Genomic DNA, 18,250 nt, shown 5'->3' on the forward strand with positions numbered 1-18,250 from the left:
GAGTGTTTTCTTTTAAAATTATTTTTATGCATAAGAAATTTCTATTCTATCTGTCACTAACTTTTAGTTTGCTTTTCATGGTGGCTGCTTGTCATGAAAAAGACCCTGAAGATGATGAGCAGAAGAAAGAGCCAAAAGCAACTTCAAAAACAGTTTTTGTCTATATGCCATGGTCGGCTAATACGACTGGAACGGTTAAAAATAACTCTCTTTATACTGATTTCTTGCAGAATATCAGTGATATGAAGGCGGCAATCAAGACGATGGGGGGACTTGGAGACAACCGTTTGATAGTGTTTATCAGCCAAAGTTACAAGAAAGCTCACATGTTTGAAATCTCTTATGACAAAGGGCAAGTGACTTGTGATACGCTCTTTACCTATGGCGGAACCAAAGCTGATGCTTCTTCAAAGTTGAAACCACTGCCTACGTTGGGTGAGTCGGCTGGTGTCACGAGCATCTTGAATGATGCTTACTCGCTTTCTCAATCGAAGACTTATGCCACTGTTGTGGGTTGTCATGGTATGGGGTGGTTGCCAAAGGGGAGTTATCCGGCTGGAAGCCGAGCTTTTGGAGGAAGTGTTGCAGCCACTCAAATTAACATAGTTGACTATGCTGCGGCTATTAAAAACTCTGAAATAGGAAAAATGCAGTATGTTGCTTTTGATGATTGCTATCTCTCTAACGTAGAGACGGCATACGATATGCGAGATGCAACCGACTATATGGTGGCATCGACGAGCGAGATTATGAGTGCAGGAATGCCTTATGCGCTTGTCTTACGATACTTGTTGAATACGCCGGATTATAATAATATCTGCCAAACATTCTACAAATTCTATTTAGATTACACGTATGGTGGTACGCCATATCCCTATGGTACGCTCTCGGCGATAGATTGTAGTCAGGTGGAGAAGATGGCTCTGTTTATGAAGACCATCAATAAACAATATTCGTTTGCCCCATCGGACCTTGTCAAACTGATTACTTTGGATGGTTTCAACAATCATGTGTTCTACGACATGGAGAGCTATGTGAACTTGTTATGCCAAGATAAGACATTGAAAGAGCAGTTTGCAATGCTATTAAAGAGTTTGGTGCCTTATACTGTTTGTACACCTTATATATATAGTGCATATCTAAATAGTAATAATGGTGGTCCTTTTGCCGTCTCCAAGAGTTCGGGTATCACGATTAGTGACCCTAGTTTGAACGATGATGCCATTGAGAGTAAGAAGCTTACTGCTTGGTGGAAGGCTACACACGAATAGATATAAAAGTAAAAGAGACGAGGTGTTTCCTCGTCTCTTTTTTATTTTCACGCTGGAATATTAATCCAAATTCAGTGATCTCTTAATAGCTGCAATCTTCACATCGCCCTTCTTGTCAAGTTCTACGTAATCAGATTTCTTTGTCATCTGGTCTTTTACTTCCAAATAGAATTTAATCTTAGGCTCTGTGCCCGATGGACGTACCGAAACCTTGGTGCCGTCGCTGCAGAACCATTGTAGCACGTTGCTGGTATCAGGCATATCAAGTTTGGTTACATTACCGTTCTCGTCGGTCTGCTCCAAAGTCTGATAATCTTTCCAGCATACAACTTTACTGCCGCCTAAATCCTTAGGTGGATTGTTACGGAAGTTGCTCATCATCTGCTTAATCTCGTCAGCTCCGCTCTTACCGGGGCGTACTACGTTGATGGTAAACTCTTTAGAGAAACCGTATTCCAAGTAGATGTCCATCAATAAGTCGTACAGTGTCTTGCCTTGGTCTTTGGCATAAGCGCATATCTCAGCTAATAATGACATGGCAGAAACAGCATCCTTGTCGCGAACAAAGTCTTCGGCCATGAATCCGTAACTCTCTTCGCCACCACCGATATACTGCTTTTTGCCTTCGCTGATTCTGATTTCGCGTGCAATCCACTTAAAGCCGGTGTAGCAATCGCGCATCTCAATGTTGTTCTTATCGGCAATCTTCTTGATAACCTCTGTGGTTACAATGGTCTTTACGATATAGTCGGTAGGTTTCAACAGGCCTTTGTTCTTGCGATTGGTGATGATGTAGTACAAGAAAATCAAGCAAGTCTGGTTACCATTGATTAATACCCATTCGCCTTTATCGTTCTTACAAGCCATACCAACACGGTCTGCATCGGGGTCACTAGCCATTACGATGTCGGCATCCAGTTTCTTTGCATCGCGTATAGCCAATGTCAAAGCCTCGCCATTCTCAGGGTTTGGACTAACCACTGTTGGGAAGTCACCACTCTTTACCATCTGTTCTTCTACACAATGTACCTCGTCGAAGCCCCACAACTTCAAACTGCGAGGAATCATCGTCATACCTGTACCGTGCAATGGAGTGTAGACAATCTTCAAATCGTGCTGACGTTTGATAACCTCTGGGTCGATACTGAGCGTATGAACCTGCTCCAAATATATCTTATCTACCTCTTCGCCGATGATTTCGATAAGTTCTTTGTTGCCTGTAAACTTCACGTCGTCTACGGTAACCTTATTTACTTCGTCGATGATACCCTTATCGTGAGGTGCCAATACCTGTGCACCGTCTTCCCAATAAGCCTTGTATCCGTTGTATTCCTTGGGGTTGTGGCTGGCTGTAATGTTCACACCTGCCTGACAACCGAAGTGGCGAATAGCGAACGAACACTCCGGTGTAGGGCGCATATCATCGAATAGATAAGCCTTGATACCGTTAGCTGAGAAGATGTCGGCAACGGTCTCGGCAAACTTTCTAGAGTTGTTACGGCAGTCATGGCATACTACTACAGAGATTTGTTCCTTATCCTTGAAATTGATTTTGAGGTAGTTGGCAAAACCTTGGGTAGCCATTCCCACGGTGTAGATATTCATTTTGTTGGAGCCAGAGCCCATGATGCCACGTAAACCTCCTGTTCCAAACTCTAAATCTTTATAGAAACTCTCAATGAGTTCTGTTTTGTCTTCGGCGTCAAGTTTTGCTTGTACGTCTTTACGAGTGTCTTCGTCGAAAGCCGGAGACAACCATTGCTTAGCCTTGGCTTCGCATTGTGCAATAAGTTCTGCGTTGTTTGCCATAATATATATTAATAATGTGTCAGTTCTATGATAAGGCAAAGATAATCAAATTATTTGAATGTATCTCTACAAATCCATTAATTTTTCGTATCTTTGACAGCGTTTATAGCCCTTTTGCAGCAGCTTGTGGAATTGCAAGGGATATGCTGTACGGGCGCATTTAAAATTAAAAACTTATGTATTTTACCGGTTTAATCATCGCTATAGGAACTTTTCTCATTATTGGTTTTTTTCATCCTGTCGTTATCAAGGTCGAGTATTATTTTGGCACGCGATATTGGTGGGTGTTTCTTCTACTTGGTATCGTAGCTGTCATTTGTTCCATTTGTGTGGCCGATGTTATTTGGAGTAGCTTGTTAGGCGTCTTAGGCGCATCGTTGTTGTGGAGTATTGGCGAGATATTCAGCCAAAAAGAACGTGTAGAGAAAGGCTGGTTCCCGGCCAACCCTAAGCGTATCAATGAGTATAAATTTAAAGACGGAGTGCGTCGTTAAGTCTTGATAAGCCGATGAAAACAGAACTCCTTGTGGTAGGGAAGACCGTCAACAAACATTTTATAGCCGGTATTGAGGATTATACGGAGCGTATCAGCCATTATATGCCTTTTGAGATGACCGTGATACCTGAACTTAAAAATACAAAGAGCCTCACCGAAGAGCAGCAGAAGGAACGCGAAGGTGAATTATTGTTACGGCGTTTCCAACCCGGCGATACCGTCATATTGCTCGACGAGCATGGTAAAGAATTCCGCTCCATAGAGTTTGCACGGTGGATAGCCAGGAAGCAATCGACTGCTCGCAAATTGTTTTTTGTGGTTGGTGGACCTTATGGTTTCTCTCCGGCAGTGTATCAACGAGCCGATGAAAAGATTAGTCTCTCGCAGATGACGTTCAGCCATCAAATGATAAGACTCATCTTTGTGGAGCAGATTTATCGCGCTTGTACTATAATCAAGGGCGAACCTTATCACCATGAGTGATAATTCTTATCTATCAACTCTATAACTCAAGAACACACAATCTCAAAGACTTATACTCTAACTCACAAACTAAAGAACTTAAAAACTCATGAACTTACTTTGCTGCAGGGGCATGGCAGTATTGCTGTTAAGCCTATGCAGCGATGCTGAAGAGTCGAGGCAGTGATGTTGCCGTGGCTTGGCAGCAAAGTGAGTTCGTGAGTTTCTAAGGTCGTAAGTTTATGAGTTGTTGGATAAGCGAGTGCTTATTTTAAACTGAAAGCATTTTTATTGTGCCAACATTGTGAAAAAAAAATAAAATAAATGTGCGAAAAATGAACAAGAGGTTTTAATTACTTGATATTTCATATCTTTGTCTTATAAATAGAGTAATGGTATGATGAAGCGATTGTTTACAGTATTGACTGTCGGGATGTTGGCAATGACAACACCCCAGTCGGTGCATGCTTCGTCGTTGGAATATTCTATAGACGATGAATTTTCTAAGATTTCTATATCAATTATGAACCGTAATGTTTTGGCAATTACGGGCGCAACCGGTCAGGTGGTGCGTGTTTATAACCTTACCGGTCTGTGTGTGGTTAGCTATAAGGTTGATGTAGACAACTTCCACTACGATTTGAATCTGCCCAAAGGTTGCTATATTGTCAAGGTGGGAACTTTTGTTCGTAAAGTCTCTGTTAATTGAAGTGTCTGAAATTAGGTCTTTTGGTTGCAATGAGTTTCTTGTTGTTGGAAGCTTGTAACGAGAAGGCGGTAAATCCAAATAGAAATTTGAGCTTGGATAGTTTTTCAAGTTTAGACTCTAGTGCTTTCTCCTTAAATTCTCATCGCATACGTGAATATATTGATGTGGCTATGAGAAATGATGCAGACTCGATGAAAGCCGACTATGAAGCACGTCGCTATTATCGAAATAAAGGGGTATTTGTGTGGATAGATAGGCTTGGTGTAGACCATCGGGCTATGCAATTGTTGGAGCAATTGAAGACAGTGTCGAGCATGGGATTTTCCGAGAAAAAGTTCTGTGTGAAGCAGATTGAGGACGATTTAGCGCGTGTCCGTGAACTCGAATTCGATTCCGATGAGAATCAAATCAATCAAGTGTTTGGTCGATTGGAGTATCGTTTGACCAAGGCTTATTTCCGTTTTGCTGTCGGACAACGGTTTGGTTACGTCAATCCGCGCCGTTTGTTAAATGCTTTAGACGTGCGCGATAGCGACTCTATACATGTCAGTTACCGTCAACTGTTTGATGTTCGTCAAGACGAAGTTGATAAATCGTTTTATCGTCTAGCCCTGCGTAAAGTGCACCAAGATAGTGTTGCCATCTTCTTAAAGGAGATTACGCCGAGCAGTGCCCTCTACACGCTGTATCTCAAGCAACTGAACGATGCTCATAACAGATTTGAACGCGCTAAGATTTTATGTAATCTGGAACGGGCACGATGGCGTACGCACGATAATCCCTCAATGCATCAGAAGTATGTAATGGTGAATATTCCGGCTTTTAGATTGATGGGTGTGGATGGTAAAGACACTATTACGATGCGTGTGGGATGCGGTAGTTTGGAGACTAAGACGCCACTGTTGTCGAGCCAAATGGAGCGAATGGATTTGAATCCTCGGTGGGTATTGCCGGCCAGTATCATCAAAAAAAGCGTGGCACATCATGCCGGTGACAGTGCTTACTTTGCTCGTAAACGCTTCTCGGTGATTGACCGGCATACGGGAAAGAAGGTTTCTGTGCACCATGTCACAGCCGATATGCTCACTTCGGGTAGTTATTATGTGGTGCAGACCGGTGGTGTGGGCAACTCATTAGGTAGAATCATTTTCCGCTTCAAAAACAATTTTGCCGTGTATCTACACGATACTTCGCAGCGAGATTTCTTCAATTTGCACGACCGCGGTGTCTCTCATGGATGCGTGCGAGTGGAAAAACCGTTTGATTTAGCCGTGTTTTTATTAGGAGATAAGGACGAGAAGGTGATTGATAAAATCAAATATTCGATGTTGGCACCGATAGGTGTGGAGAGCGAAAAGACTGATGATGAGGATGCGGAAGAGCCCAAGAAGAAAGAGATAGATAAACGTATGCTCATTCATTCGGTCTCTGTGAACCCGAAAGTCCCACTTTTTATCACTTATTACACGCTTTATCCCGGTCGCTGGGGAGTATTGGCAGAATATCCCGATGTGTATGGTTACGATCGCGTGATATATGGAATGCTTAAAAATTACGGCGTCCAATGAGTGTTCAAGTAGATATGTGGCAAAGCCAGTTGGCCGATCCTGCCCAGCGACGAGAGACCTTTTCGAAGGCGGTACACCAGTACAGTGAACCCTTGTATTGGAAGATTCGTCGTATCGTATTGACCCATGAGGATGCCAACGACGTACTTCAAAACACCTTTATCAAGGCTTGGAACAATCTGGATAAATTTAAGAGTAATTCTAAGTTTACTACTTGGTTGTTTCGGATCGCTATCAATGAGAGTTTGGACTTCGTACGTAAGCAGAAAGTAAGGGCGTCTATAAGTCAGGATGGGGATACAGCGGTGGTCGATACGTTGCTTGCCGATGAGTATTTTGATGGCGATAAGACACAGGCTTTATTACAAGAATCCATTGCACAATTGCCCGAAGTGCAACGTGCCGTCTTTACTTTGCGCTACTATGATGAGATGAAATATAGTGAGATGAGTGAGGTGTTGAGAACTAGCGAAGGGGCTTTGAAAGCGAGTTATCACTTGGCTGTGAAGAAAATAACGGAATATTTACGGGATAAGGATTAAACCTTTGCGGTGAATTTACGTCTTAATAATAAAAAGAGATAAATTTTCAAGCTTGAAGATAAACGGAAGTCAATAGGAGTTAAAGCCTTTTTGCGGCTTGGAGTCAACAGACAAATGTCCGTTAACTTCACCTGTTACTCCAACGCCTACAAGGCGTTTAACTTCCGATAACTTCGAAGTAGGGCATAATTGAGAAACGAGTATAAAAAGGAGATAAATAAAATGATAGACCAAGACGAGGATATATTGAAACGGAAATACGGGAAAGCAACCGGCTTTCGCGCACCCGATGGCTATTTCGACCAATTGGCTAGCGATGTCATGAGCAAGATACAGGAGCCTCAACAAGCTGCTGTAGTCCCACTCAAGCGTCGGGTGCATCGTCGTGTTAACTCTATTATAGCTGCTGCAGCGTGTGTTGGTGTGGTCGGAATAGCCTTGTGGACGTATTTATCTAAGTCAGAGCAGACGCCAACTGTACCTTCTGAACATTGGATAGCCAATGTAAATGCCGGCGAAATATCGGCAGACGAAGTGGTAGATTATACCATGATGGACAATGAGGCCATCTATGCGTCTTTGGTAAACGAATGAATATGAGAAAGATTATAGTCATGAAGAAAGCTGCTATCATTGCGCTGACACTCATCATATCGCTTGCAGTGAATGCTCAAGGGCCGAAACGGAAGTTTGATCCGGTTCAGTTTGAACGCGAAATGGAACAGTATATCACGAAAGAAGCTAGTCTTTCGGTGTATGAATCGTCTGTATTTTTCCCTTTGTATCGAGAGATGATGGGGAAACAGCGTGTTATTTTCGGTCAGATGAAGCGTTATCGCTTCATCGATGTGCAAGATAATGAGGCGTGTGCCGATGCTATTGCCCAGCAAGACGCGCTCGATATTAAGATGAAAGAGTTGCAACAAGAGTATCATCGTAAGTTTATGAAGGTGTTACCTGCTGGAAAAGTGTTTCAAATAATTAAGGCCGAAGCACGCTTTCATAGGCAGGCTTTCAGACGAGCAGCTAGGGGTAGATGATGGAAAAACGTTATTTTATATGGCTGCGATATGATGGCACGCGTTATCATGGATGGCAAATACAACCTAATGGCAACTCTGTACAGAACGAAATACAGAAAGCTTTGTCGCTATTATTGTGCGAACAGGTAGAGATAGTGGGCGCAGGAAGGACCGATGCCGGCGTTCATGCCCGCATGATGGCAGCACATTTCGATACCGAAGCGGTGTTTGAATGTGCCCAATTGGCCTATCGGATGAACAGTTTGTTGCCCCGTGATATTTCAATAGATAAGATAGAGGAGGTAGAGAATGACTTGCATGCACGCTTTAGTGCCAAAAGTCGCACCTATCATTATTTCATTCATCAAGGTAAGAATCCTTTTTTGAATGCTTATTCCTGTGAATTGAGATACCCACTCGATTTCAATTTGATGAATGAAGCGGCTCGTCGATTGCTTGAGGTGAAAGATTTTGCAGCTTTTTGTAAGACGCATACCGATGTCAAAACGACGTTGTGCGATGTGACTGAAGCCCATTGGATGGAGCTACCCGATAAGCAATACATGTTTGTTATTACCGCTAATCGGTTCTTGCGTAACATGGTGAGAGCCGTGGTGGGTACGTTGTTGGATGTTGGGAAGCATCGTTTGACACTTGAAGAGTTTGATGAAGTGGTAAAGAAAGGTAACCGTTCGAATGCCGGAGAGAGTATGCCGGCCAAAGCTTTGTTCTTAGAAAAGGTGGTATATTGATGGCTTGGTTAATGTTTGCATTCCTATCAGCTGCGCTGTTAGGATTCTATGATGTGTTTAAAAAGAAAGCATTGCGGGGAAATGCGGTTATTCCTGTGTTGTTTCTGAACACTATTTTCTGTTCTTGTATATTCCTTCCTTTCATCTTATTTTCGGCATTTACGCATGTATTGGACGACAATATGTTTTATGTTCCGGTATCCGATTGGAGCGTACATAAGTATATTGTGCTGAAATCTTGTATTGTATTATCAAGCTGGGTGTTTGGTTATTTCTCGATGAAACATCTCCCTATCACCATTGTAGGGCCTATTAATGCCACTCGTCCGGTGATGGTGTTGGTGGGAGCAATGCTCGTTTTTCAGGAAAGATTGAACGTTTGGCAGTGGGCTGGTGTGCTTTTAGCCATCTTTTCATTGTGGATGTTAAGCCGAAGTGGGAAGCGTGAAGGTATCGATTTTAAGCATAACAAGTGGGTGGTCTCATTGCTTTTGGCTGCCATATTGGGTGCTGTCAGTGGCTTGTATGATAAATATTTGATGGCCGGAATAGCTGACAGCGGAGTCGGTTTGAATCGGATGGTGGTGCAAAGTTGGTACAATATCTATCAAATGGGAATGATGGGAGCGATGATGTTGCTCATTTGGCTGCCCACTCGTAAGCATACGACACCGTTTCATTGGGATTGGAGTATCATCATGATATCTGTTTTCCTGTCTATAGCCGACTTTGTTTATTTCTATGCACTGTCTAAACCCGATGCCATGATATCTATTGTGTCGATGATTAGAAGGGGAAGTGTGTTGGTAAGTTTCCTTTTTGGTGCGATGATTTTCCATGAAAAGAACCTTAAGGCTAAGGCTTTAGACTTGTTCTTTGTCCTGCTCGGCATGATATTCTTGTATATCGGATCGAAGTAGAAAGTGTATCATTGTTGCATAAAACAATACTTCTATTTCGAGATTGATATAATTTGAGTGTTTTTCTTTGCACATTTATTGAAATCATGTAACTTTGCAATGAGAACTTGACGGAACATCTAAGGAATATATAGAAGCTATGGCACAGAATATTTTCAGGGGTTTAGGCGTTGCTGTGATAACTCCTTTTACATTAACAGGGGAGGTAGATTACCCCTCATTGAAGCGTTTGGTTGAATATCAGATTAGCAATGGCGCTGATTTCCTGTGTATTTTGGCCACTACAGGTGAGTCTCCTTGTTTGTCGAAAGAGGAAAAAGATAAAATAACCGAGCTTGTCAAGACTGTTAATCAAGGCCGTGTGAAGATCGTGAAGTATTGCGGTGGTAATAATACGGCGGCTGTAGTACGAGAGATTCAGACCACGGATTGGAGTGGGATTGATGGTATTCTGAGTATTTGCCCTTACTATAACAAGCCTTCACAAGAAGGTTTGTACCAGCATTTCAAGGCTATTGCCGAAGCAAGTCCGTTGCCAATCATCCTTTATAATGTTCCCGGAAGAACGGGAATCAATATGAAAGCGGAGACAACCATACGTTTAGCGAAGGATTTTCCCAACATTGTGGGTATCAAAGAAGCAAGTGGTAGTCTTGAGCAGGTGGACGAAATCATCAAAGGAAAGCCCGATAATTTCGATATAATCAGTGGTGATGACGCCCTGACATTCTCTATGGTAGCCAGTGGGGCAGCCGGTGTTATTTCGGTAATCGGTAATGCTTTGCCTAAAGAATTCTCACGAATGATTCGTTTGGAGTTCAAGGGTGAGTTTGAACCGGCACGCAAAATCCATCACATGTTTACCGAATTGTACAGTCTTCTGTTCGTAGAAGGCAATCCGGCCGGTGTGAAAGCCTTGCTAAGTGATATGGGAATGATAGAGAATGTGCTTCGTCTTCCGTTGGTTCCAACAACGATTAAGACCCGACAGAAGATGTCTGCAATTTTGAAAGATTTACGAATTTAAACTCTATATGGTATGAGTGAGGATAGGAGAGTAATTCATGAGATAACTCCTCTTATGGGTAAAGACGTGCTATACATTGCCGATCGCCATAAGAAAGAATTCACATACCCTATCCACAATCACGAAGTATACGAGTTGAATTTTGTGGAACGCGCTGCCGGAGTGAAGAGAGTGGTGGGCGATTCCAGCGAAGTAATAGGTGAATATGACCTTGTCTTAATCACTAGTCCCGACTTGGAACATGTCTGGGAACAGCATGAATGTCGCAGTGAGGATATTCGTGAGATTACCGTTCAGTTCGATTTTAATATGACGGAAGACAATCTCTTTGGTCGAAATCCGTTTGTTAGCATGCGTAAGATGATGGTGGAGGCGCGTAAAGGGCTATGCTTTCCGATGAGTGCTATCGTACGCGTGTACAAGATGTTGGACGGTTTGAGTGCCATACAAGATGGATTTTATGCTGTCACTCAGTTCCTTTCAATCCTCTACGAACTTTCAAAATGCTCTGATGCCCGTACACTTTCGTCGTCTAGTTTCGCCAAAATTTCAGTGGAAGATGATAGCCGTCGCATCCTCAAGGTGAAGAATTTCATCAGTAAGAATTACATGGATGAGATTCGATTGTCGGTATTATCAGAGATGGTTGGTATGAGTCCGAGTGCATTCAGTCGCTTCTTTAAGTTGCATACAGGGCGTAGTTTGTCCGACTACATTATCGATATTCGTTTAGGATATGCTTCGCGTATGCTGGTAGATACGGCAAAGAGCATCTCCGAAATCAGCTATGAATGCGGATTCAACAATCTTAGTAATTTCAATAGAATATTCAAAAAGCGCAAAGACTGTTCTCCTTCTGGGTTCAGAGAGAACTATCATAAGACGCGCGTTATCGTCTAGTCGGCTTGTTTATTTGACTGTTATTTCGCCTGCAATACAGGTATTCATCTGCTTTCTTATTATCTTTGGGTTGTCGTAGATGTCTAGCAGATACATCAATTTGGTGACGGCTGCTTCCACAGTACTATCATATCCGCTGATGACACCGGCTTCCTTGAGTTGGTATCCCGTGTCGTATCTAGCCATTTCTACTGTTCCCGAAATGCATTGACTGATGTTTACGACTGTTATTCCACGTTTACATGCTTTGGTCAGGAGCTCCACAAGCCATGGACTTTGTGGAGCATTGCCACTCCCGTAACTCCTCATGACGATACCTTTTAGCTCCGGTGCGTCAATGACGTGTCCCACAATACTGTCTTGTATGCCCGGAAAGAGCGAGAATACGATAACATTCGGGTTCATCGAAATGTGCGGAATCATGGGCTTAGTGTAGTCGGGCGTGAGGATATGATGGTCGTGAAAGGTGAAGTTTACGCCTGCATCGCACAGGTGGGGATAGTTGAATGAGTCGAAAGCATTGAATCCATCGGCATTCTGCTTGGTCGCTCTATTGCCTCGAATCAACTTCCCGCCAAAATATATCGACACCTCTGGGACAGCCGGGCGCCCATCTATGTTTTTCATAGAGGCCAACTCGATACTTGTAACGAGATTCTCCTTGCCGTCGGTACGAAGCAGTCCGATGGGCAATTGGCTACCTGTGAGTATCACAGGCTTGGTAAGATTGCCCAGCATAAAGGACAATGCCGAGGCTGTATAAGCCATCGTATCGGTACCATGTAGCACGACGAAGCCATCGTACTCGCCGTATTTCTCACTGATAATTTGGACAAGTGTGCCCCAAAGATGTGGAGACATGTCGCTAGAATCAATTGGTTCGCTGAATTGGTATACATCTACGCCAACCGATAGCAGGGCAAAATCGGGAATCTTACCAATGAAATGGTTGAAATCAAGTGGCTCCAGTGAGCCTGTCTTCGGATTTTGTCCCATGCCGATAGTCCCGCCTGTATATATCAAAAGAACCTTTGAATCTTTCATGTGTCGTTATTTCTTTCGTTTGAAATGCAAATATAGCTTAAATTACTTAGCTACACAAAAAAATGAATTATATTTGCATTACAATCTAAGACAGACGAACTCGTTGTCATAACATATAAAGAATATTCGATTACCGATGAAAGAATTTATGGATGAGAACTTTTTGTTGGAGACCACTGTCGCCCAAGAATTGTATCATAATCATGCTGCACAGAAGCCAATCATAGACTATCACTGTCACTTGAATCCCAAGATGGTAGCCGAAGACCATCGTTTCGCCAGTATCACGGAGCTGTGGTTGGGTGGCGACCACTATAAGTGGAGAGCCATGCGTACTAATGGAGTGCCCGAAAAGTATTGTACCGGCGATGAGACTTCGGACTGGGAGAAGTTTGAAAAATGGGCCGATACAATGCCTTATACCTATCGTAACCCCCTGTTTCATTGGAGTCAGCTGGAGTTGAAGACCGCTTTTGGTATCACGAAGCTACTTTCTCCGCAGACGGCACGTGAGATATACGACGAGTGTAATGAGAAACTTGCTTCGTCGGAATATAGTGCTAGAGGACTGATGAGACATTACCATGTGGAGACGGTATGTACTACCGACGACCCGATAGATGATTTACGGTATCATCAAGCAACTCTCCAGAGCGACTTTGAAGTGAGAATGTTACCCGCATGGCGTCCGGATAAGGCCATGAATATAGAGAAAAAGGAGTATGCTGGCTATGTTAAACAACTCTCTGAGGTATCGGGTATAGACATCAGACGATTCTCCGATTTGGTCGATGCCTTGCAAAAAAGGCATGATTTCTTTGCCGAAAACGGCTGTAAACTCTCCGATCATGGTATCGAAGAGTTTTATGATGAGCCTTATACGGATAGCCAAGTAGAGACCATTTTTGAGAAGGCGATGCGCGGACAAATGCTCTCTGCGCTTGAAATACGGCAATATAAGCATGCCTTTTTGACCATGTGTGCAGAAATGGATGCTGCGTCTGATTGGGCACAACAATATCATTATGGTGCTATTCGCGACAATAATGGACTGATGCTTGGTAGAATTGGCGTTGACACTGGATTTGATTCCATTGGTACTTTTAGCACGGCGAGAGCCATGAGTCATTTCTTTGACGAACTGAATCAGAAAGGAATGCTGACGCGTACCATCGTTTATTGCTTGAATCCTTGCGATAATGAGGTGGTGGCAACGATGATGGGAAACTTTCAAGACGGCAGTGTGCCGGGGAAAATGCAGTTTGGTGCCGGTTGGTGGTTCAATGATCAGTTAGACGGAATGACCCGCCAAATCAATGCTTTGTCGAACCTTGGACTGCTAAGTAGGTTTATAGGGATGCTCACCGACTCCCGTTCTTTCTTGAGTTATCCCCGACATGAGTACTTCAGAAGGTTGCTTTGTAACATCATTGGTAATGATGTTGAGCGTGGATTGATACCTAATGACCAAGCTGAATTGGCTCGTATGGTGGAAGACATTAGTTATAATAATGCACGCAATTATTTCAAGTTGTATTAGTGCAGGGATTTGGCAAGCTTGCTGAAGAGGCTTGGCAGCGTTGCTGTTAGGGCTAGGCAGCAATGTTGCCGACGCCCTGCAGTGAGTTGATATTCTTATTTTCATGCTTTTACATGTATGTTAATGAAGGCTCATGTGGGTGTAGTCATTAAACTTAAAAGGTGCAAACATTTTATTGGAATAAAAACTTGTCAAATTAAAAAAATACAATTATATTTGCACAATATTAAACGATAATTATGCTATTATTGTAGTTATGAAAAAAACTCTAACGATTCTACTCTTTATTGCGGCTGTCTTGGTATTAGGTAGTTGCTCTGGTGCGAAGAATGTAGCTTATTTTCAGAACATTGATTCTATAAGTTTGCAGGCTTCTCAAGGTCTTTACGATGCGAAAATCATGCCGAAAGACATGCTTACTATTACGGTTATCACGACCGATCCCGATGTGGCTGCACCTTTCAACCTCTCTGTTCAGAACACGATCGGTTCGGGCGGACAAATTAGCAGCGGCTATGGCTCGCTTCAAGGCTACTTGGTAGACAATGAAGGTAACATTAACTTTCCGGTTGTTGGTAAGTTGCATGTTGTAGGATTGACGAAGTATCAGTGCCAGAACTTAATCAAAGAGAAGATAGCTCCTTACTTGGCTAAATCTCAAAATCCAATTGTGACAGTTTCGATGGCTAGTTATCGAGTTACTGTTATCGGTGAAGTCGGCCATCCGGGAGTAGTGCCGGTGTCTACTGAAAAGATGAGTGTGGTAGAGGCTTTGGCGCAAGCGGGCGACTTGACCATTTATGGTAAGCGCGACAATGTGATGCTTATCCGAGAAGATGCTACCGGAAGAAAGGAAACTCATCGCCTCAATTTGAATGATGCGAACTTGATTAATTCTCCATATTATTATCTACAACAAAATGATATTCTGTATGTTGAACCCAATAAGGTGAAGGCACAGAATGCTGCTATTGGTTCTTCGACAACCATTTGGTTCTCGGTTATTGGTATTCTAACTAGTTTAGCATCGTTGGTAATAAATATTGTAAGATAAACAAAGAGAAAGTGAAAGATTGATAAGGTTATGGTTTCAGTCTTTCACTTTTTTGATTTGAGCTTCTGTGAGGCATAAGGTGCGACCATGTTGTCGCGCCATTTGTATAATAGGGAAACTGTAGTTAAAAGGAATATAGAATAGTGGAAACTCTAAAGCATGAATGTGGTGTAGCCTTGGTGAGGCTGCTGAAACCTCTGGAATATTATCAGCAAAAGTACGGTACATGGATGTATGGCTTGAACAAGCTATACTTAATGATGGAGAAACAACATAACAGAGGGCAGGAAGGTGCCGGTATGGCCTGCGTGAGTCTGGAAGCTGAGCCCGGACAAGAGTATATGTTTCGTCAGAGAGCAGAAGGTACGAAAGCCATTACAGAGATCTTTGGCGAGGTACATCGCTCGTTTAAAGACTTTTCTCCGAAGAAGTTGAACGATGTGGAATACGTGAAACGTCACGTTCCTTTTGCGGGAGAAATGTATATGGGACACCTCCGCTATTCTACGACTGGCAAGAGTGGTCTCTCGTACGTGCATCCGTTCTTGCGTAGAAACAACTGGCGTGCGAAGAATCTGTGCCTGTGTGGAAACTTCAATATGACTAATATTGATGAGATTTTCGGTCGCTTGAGGGCACAAGGGCAGTGGCCACGTATTTATAGTGACAGTTATATCATGCTCGAATTACTAGGTCATAGGCTGGATAGAGAGGTTGAACGGAATTTCGTTCAGGCTCAAGCGCAAGGCTTAGAGGGCATGGATATTACAGAATACATTGAGAACAACGTGCAGATGTCTAACGTGTTGCAGACGTCCATGACCGGCTTTGATGGTGGATATGTAGTCTGTGGACTCACCGGTTCGGGCGAGATGTTCTCTATGCGCGACCCTTGGGGTATTCGTCCGGCTTTCTATTATATCAACGACGAGATTGCTGTATTGGCCAGTGAGCGCCCTGTATTGCAGACAACATTTGATTTGGAATGTGACGATGTGAAAGAGCTGCCAGCCGGTGCCGCATTGTTGGTGAAGCGGAATGGTGAGTGTTCCATCGAACAAGTGTTGGAACCTAAAGAGAGTCAAGCCTGCTCTTTCGAACGAATCTATTTTAGTCGTGGCTCCGATCGCGATATATATAAGGAGCGTAAGAAGCTAGGTGAGCAGCTTACGCAACCTATTTTAAAAGCCATCGACAACGATACGCAGCACACTGTGTTCTCGTTCATTCCGAATACAGCCGAGGTTGCCTTCTATGGTATGCTTGATGGATTCAAGAACTATGTTAATGAGCAGAAGATAGCAAGGTTGTCGAACCTTGGACATACGCCAAGTCATGAAGAGTTAATGAGTATTCTGCAAGAAGATGTACGCAGTGAGAAGGTGGCATGGAAGGATATTAAACTTCGTACCTTTATTACTGAGGGTAACTCGCGCAACGATTTGGCATCACATGTTTATGATATTACCTACGAAAGTATTGAACCTCATGTAGACAATCTCGTTATCATAGACGATAGTATAGTACGTGGTACGACGTTGAAGGAGAGCATTTTGCGTATCTTGGATAGGCTTCATCCTCATAAGATAGTTATTGTTAGTAGTGCTCCACAGATTAGATACCCCGATTATTACGGTATTGATATGCCTCGATTGGAGGAATTCTGTGTGTTCCGCGCAACCATTCAATTGCTTAAGGAACGTGGTTTGCAACATGTGATAGAGGATGTATATCGCTCATGTAAGGCCGAACTAGAGAAGTCGAAGGATGAAATGAAGAATGGAGTGAGGGAAATTTATAGTCCGTTCACGACCGAAGAAATCAACAATAAGATTGTTGAGATGTTGCGTCCTGAGGGTATGAAGACTCCTGTGGAGTTGGTCTATCAGTCTATAGAGGGCTTGCAGATGGCTATACCTAATCACAGAGGTAATTGGTATTTTACTGGTAAGTATCCTACTCCCGGTGGTACAAAGTTGTGTAATGAGGCCTTTGTGGATTACTTTGAGAATGTGTATAAGAGTGAATAATATTCAATAAAGAGAATAGAATGAAGAAAGTAACATTAATATTGGAAGACGGAACAAAGTTTCATGGTAAGTCTTTCGGCTACGATGCGCCTGTAGCGGGCGAGGTTGTATTCAATACTGCCATGATGGGATACCCGGAGAGTCTTACAGATCCATCTTATGCTGGGCAGTTGATGACGTTGACTTATCCGCTTGTAGGTAATTATGGTGTGCCTGCATTTACGGTTGAGCCATCTGGTTTGCCCACTTTTATGGAGAGTGATAAGATATATGCTTCTGCCATTATTGTTGCTGATTATAGTGAAGAGTACTCTCATTGGAATGCCGTAGAGAGTTTATCCGACTGGTTGAAACGCGAACATGTGCCGGGAATAACGGGCATTGACACGCGAGAGTTGACCAAAGTGTTGCGTTCTCATGGGGTGATGATGGGGAAAATTATCTTTGACGATGAGCCCGATAATATTCCTGAAGCTGATTATGAAGGTGTAAACTTCGTGGATAAGGTTTCGTGTAAGGAGATTATTCGTTATAATGAGGGTGCTGGAAAGAAGGTTGTTCTCGTGGATTGTGGCGTGAAAGCCAACATTATTCGTTGCTTGATTAATCGCGGAGTAGAAGTGATTCGAGTGCCTTGGAATTATGATTATACCGGAATGGAGTTTGATGGTCTCTTCTTGGGTAATGGTCCCGGTGACCCGGATATGTGTTCCGAGGCTGTCGATGTGATTCGTAAGCAAATCAGTATGAGCCGTAAACCGATATGCGGTATCTGCATGGGTAACCAACTCTTGGCTAAAGCAGGTGGTGCATCCATCTATAAATTGAAATATGGACACCGTTCTCACAACCAGCCGGTGCGTATGGTAGGCACGAATAAGTGCTTTGTGACCAGTCAAAACCATGGCTATGCCGTTGATATCAAGACCATCGGAAAAGATTGGGAAGAACTCTTTGTGAATATGAATGATGGAAGTAACGAGGGAATCAAGCATAAGACGAATCCTTGGTTTACTAGTCAGTTCCATCCGGAAGCATGTTCCGGTCCCGTAGATACGGAGTTTGTATTTGATGATTTTGTTGCAACCTTAAAGTAAAAGAGAA

General features: G+C 43.0%; 18 protein-coding genes. 16 read left to right on the forward strand and 2 right to left on the reverse strand.

Annotation, left to right across the window (positions count from 1 at the left end; genetic code table 11):
* Window positions 1-26: 26 nt before the first annotated feature.
* Window positions 27-1,271, forward strand: coding sequence for a clostripain-related cysteine peptidase (locus AC1EK4_RS02515; protein ID WP_036895915.1), 1,245 nt, complete (start codon window positions 27-29; stop codon window positions 1,269-1,271).
* Window positions 1,272-1,331: 60 nt separating this feature from the next.
* On the opposite strand, the gene AC1EK4_RS02520 is transcribed toward AC1EK4_RS02515, so the two are convergent.
* Window positions 1,332-3,080, reverse strand: a complete 1,749-nt coding sequence (locus AC1EK4_RS02520; RefSeq protein ID WP_036895913.1) for a phospho-sugar mutase — start codon at window positions 3,078-3,080, stop codon at window positions 1,332-1,334.
* A gap of 176 nt (window positions 3,081-3,256) precedes the next feature.
* On the opposite strand from AC1EK4_RS02520, the gene AC1EK4_RS02525 reads away from it, so the two are divergent.
* The 11 genes from AC1EK4_RS02525 to AC1EK4_RS02575 all read left to right on the forward strand — a co-directional run bounded on the left by AC1EK4_RS02525 (window position 3,257) and on the right by AC1EK4_RS02575 (window position 11,478).
* On the forward strand, window positions 3,257-3,574 hold the full coding sequence (locus tag AC1EK4_RS02525) for a DUF4491 family protein (RefSeq protein WP_036895911.1): 318 nt from the start codon (window positions 3,257-3,259) through the stop codon (window positions 3,572-3,574).
* A gap of 14 nt (window positions 3,575-3,588) precedes the next feature.
* Window positions 3,589-4,059, forward strand: coding sequence for a 23S rRNA (pseudouridine(1915)-N(3))-methyltransferase RlmH (gene rlmH / locus AC1EK4_RS02530; protein WP_480356899.1), 471 nt, complete (start codon window positions 3,589-3,591; stop codon window positions 4,057-4,059).
* 376 nt (window positions 4,060-4,435) lie between these two features.
* Window positions 4,436-4,747, forward strand: a complete 312-nt coding sequence (locus AC1EK4_RS02535) for a T9SS type A sorting domain-containing protein (protein ID WP_480356901.1) — start codon at window positions 4,436-4,438, stop codon at window positions 4,745-4,747.
* Window positions 4,748-4,917: 170 nt separating this feature from the next.
* Window positions 4,918-6,315, forward strand: coding sequence for a L,D-transpeptidase family protein (locus AC1EK4_RS02540; RefSeq protein WP_480356902.1), 1,398 nt, complete (start codon window positions 4,918-4,920; stop codon window positions 6,313-6,315).
* The gene (locus AC1EK4_RS02545) at window positions 6,312-6,857 is read left to right on the forward strand and encodes an RNA polymerase sigma factor (RefSeq protein ID WP_231725581.1); all 546 of its coding nucleotides are present in this window, start codon (window positions 6,312-6,314) and stop codon (window positions 6,855-6,857) included. Before AC1EK4_RS02540 ends, AC1EK4_RS02545 begins: the two co-directional genes overlap by 4 nt.
* Window positions 6,858-7,079: 222 nt before the next feature.
* On the forward strand, window positions 7,080-7,451 hold the full coding sequence (locus AC1EK4_RS02550) for a hypothetical protein (RefSeq protein WP_062432613.1): 372 nt from the start codon (window positions 7,080-7,082) through the stop codon (window positions 7,449-7,451).
* 2 nt (window positions 7,452-7,453) lie between these two features.
* Window positions 7,454-7,897 (forward strand): hypothetical protein, encoded by a 444-nt coding sequence (locus AC1EK4_RS02555; protein ID WP_036895991.1) that lies wholly within the window; start codon window positions 7,454-7,456, stop codon window positions 7,895-7,897.
* Window positions 7,894-8,631 (forward strand): tRNA pseudouridine(38-40) synthase TruA, encoded by a 738-nt coding sequence (gene truA, locus AC1EK4_RS02560; RefSeq protein ID WP_480356905.1) that lies wholly within the window; start codon window positions 7,894-7,896, stop codon window positions 8,629-8,631. Before AC1EK4_RS02555 ends, truA begins: the two co-directional genes overlap by 4 nt.
* The gene (locus AC1EK4_RS02565; RefSeq protein WP_036895903.1) at window positions 8,631-9,551 is read left to right on the forward strand and encodes a DMT family transporter; all 921 of its coding nucleotides are present in this window, start codon (window positions 8,631-8,633) and stop codon (window positions 9,549-9,551) included. The genes truA and AC1EK4_RS02565 overlap by 1 nt, the downstream gene beginning before the upstream one ends.
* A 139-nt stretch (window positions 9,552-9,690) precedes the next feature.
* Window positions 9,691-10,578: a 4-hydroxy-tetrahydrodipicolinate synthase gene (dapA, locus tag AC1EK4_RS02570; RefSeq protein ID WP_036895901.1), complete on the forward strand. Its 888-nt coding sequence runs from the start codon at window positions 9,691-9,693 to the stop codon at window positions 10,576-10,578.
* A 12-nt stretch (window positions 10,579-10,590) separates the two neighbouring features.
* Window positions 10,591-11,478 (forward strand): AraC family transcriptional regulator, encoded by an 888-nt coding sequence (locus AC1EK4_RS02575; protein WP_036895899.1) that lies wholly within the window; start codon window positions 10,591-10,593, stop codon window positions 11,476-11,478.
* Window positions 11,479-11,487: 9 nt separating this feature from the next.
* On the opposite strand, the gene AC1EK4_RS02580 is transcribed toward AC1EK4_RS02575, so the two are convergent.
* A complete protein-coding gene (locus tag AC1EK4_RS02580) occupies window positions 11,488-12,522 on the reverse strand; it encodes an asparaginase (RefSeq protein WP_480356908.1) in 1,035 nt (344 codons plus the stop codon).
* 136 nt (window positions 12,523-12,658) lie between these two features.
* Here AC1EK4_RS02580 and uxaC point away from each other — a divergent pair, with 136 nt between their 5' ends.
* From uxaC to carA, 4 genes are all read left to right on the forward strand, one after another.
* Window positions 12,659-14,062: a glucuronate isomerase gene (gene uxaC, locus AC1EK4_RS02585; protein WP_480356909.1), complete on the forward strand. Its 1,404-nt coding sequence runs from the start codon at window positions 12,659-12,661 to the stop codon at window positions 14,060-14,062.
* Between the two features lie 256 nt (window positions 14,063-14,318).
* Window positions 14,319-15,116: a polysaccharide biosynthesis/export family protein gene (locus AC1EK4_RS02590; protein WP_036895894.1), complete on the forward strand. Its 798-nt coding sequence runs from the start codon at window positions 14,319-14,321 to the stop codon at window positions 15,114-15,116.
* A 143-nt stretch (window positions 15,117-15,259) separates the two neighbouring features.
* Window positions 15,260-17,146, forward strand: a complete 1,887-nt coding sequence (locus AC1EK4_RS02595; protein ID WP_062432617.1) for an amidophosphoribosyltransferase — start codon at window positions 15,260-15,262, stop codon at window positions 17,144-17,146.
* Window positions 17,147-17,166: 20 nt separating this feature from the next.
* The gene (gene carA / locus AC1EK4_RS02600) at window positions 17,167-18,243 is read left to right on the forward strand and encodes a glutamine-hydrolyzing carbamoyl-phosphate synthase small subunit (RefSeq protein WP_036895891.1); all 1,077 of its coding nucleotides are present in this window, start codon (window positions 17,167-17,169) and stop codon (window positions 18,241-18,243) included.
* Window positions 18,244-18,250 lie beyond the last annotated feature (7 nt).

The sequence above is a fragment of the Prevotella sp. C0026C3 genome (assembly GCF_056590795.1).

Bases quoted from the DNA above. Each gene is read 5' to 3' on its own strand.
- AC1EK4_RS02515 (WP_036895915.1), top strand. From the start codon at position 27: ATGCATAAGAAATTTCTATTCTATCTGTCACTAACTTTTAGTTTGCTT.
- AC1EK4_RS02520 (WP_036895913.1), bottom strand. From the start codon at position 3,080: ATGGCAAACAACGCAGAACTTATTGCACAATGCGAAGCCAAGGCTAAG.
- AC1EK4_RS02525 (WP_036895911.1), top strand. From the start codon at position 3,257: ATGTATTTTACCGGTTTAATCATCGCTATAGGAACTTTTCTCATTATT.
- rlmH (WP_480356899.1), top strand. From the start codon at position 3,589: ATGAAAACAGAACTCCTTGTGGTAGGGAAGACCGTCAACAAACATTTT.
- AC1EK4_RS02535 (WP_480356901.1), top strand. From the start codon at position 4,436: ATGATGAAGCGATTGTTTACAGTATTGACTGTCGGGATGTTGGCAATG.
- AC1EK4_RS02540 (WP_480356902.1), top strand. From the start codon at position 4,918: ATGAGAAATGATGCAGACTCGATGAAAGCCGACTATGAAGCACGTCGC.
- AC1EK4_RS02545 (WP_231725581.1), top strand. From the start codon at position 6,312: ATGAGTGTTCAAGTAGATATGTGGCAAAGCCAGTTGGCCGATCCTGCC.
- AC1EK4_RS02550 (WP_062432613.1), top strand. From the start codon at position 7,080: ATGATAGACCAAGACGAGGATATATTGAAACGGAAATACGGGAAAGCA.
- AC1EK4_RS02555 (WP_036895991.1), top strand. From the start codon at position 7,454: ATGAGAAAGATTATAGTCATGAAGAAAGCTGCTATCATTGCGCTGACA.
- truA (WP_480356905.1), top strand. From the start codon at position 7,894: ATGATGGAAAAACGTTATTTTATATGGCTGCGATATGATGGCACGCGT.
- AC1EK4_RS02565 (WP_036895903.1), top strand. From the start codon at position 8,631: ATGGCTTGGTTAATGTTTGCATTCCTATCAGCTGCGCTGTTAGGATTC.
- dapA (WP_036895901.1), top strand. From the start codon at position 9,691: ATGGCACAGAATATTTTCAGGGGTTTAGGCGTTGCTGTGATAACTCCT.
- AC1EK4_RS02575 (WP_036895899.1), top strand. From the start codon at position 10,591: ATGAGTGAGGATAGGAGAGTAATTCATGAGATAACTCCTCTTATGGGT.
- AC1EK4_RS02580 (WP_480356908.1), bottom strand. From the start codon at position 12,522: ATGAAAGATTCAAAGGTTCTTTTGATATATACAGGCGGGACTATCGGC.
- uxaC (WP_480356909.1), top strand. From the start codon at position 12,659: ATGAAAGAATTTATGGATGAGAACTTTTTGTTGGAGACCACTGTCGCC.
- AC1EK4_RS02590 (WP_036895894.1), top strand. From the start codon at position 14,319: ATGAAAAAAACTCTAACGATTCTACTCTTTATTGCGGCTGTCTTGGTA.
- carA (WP_036895891.1), top strand. From the start codon at position 17,167: ATGAAGAAAGTAACATTAATATTGGAAGACGGAACAAAGTTTCATGGT.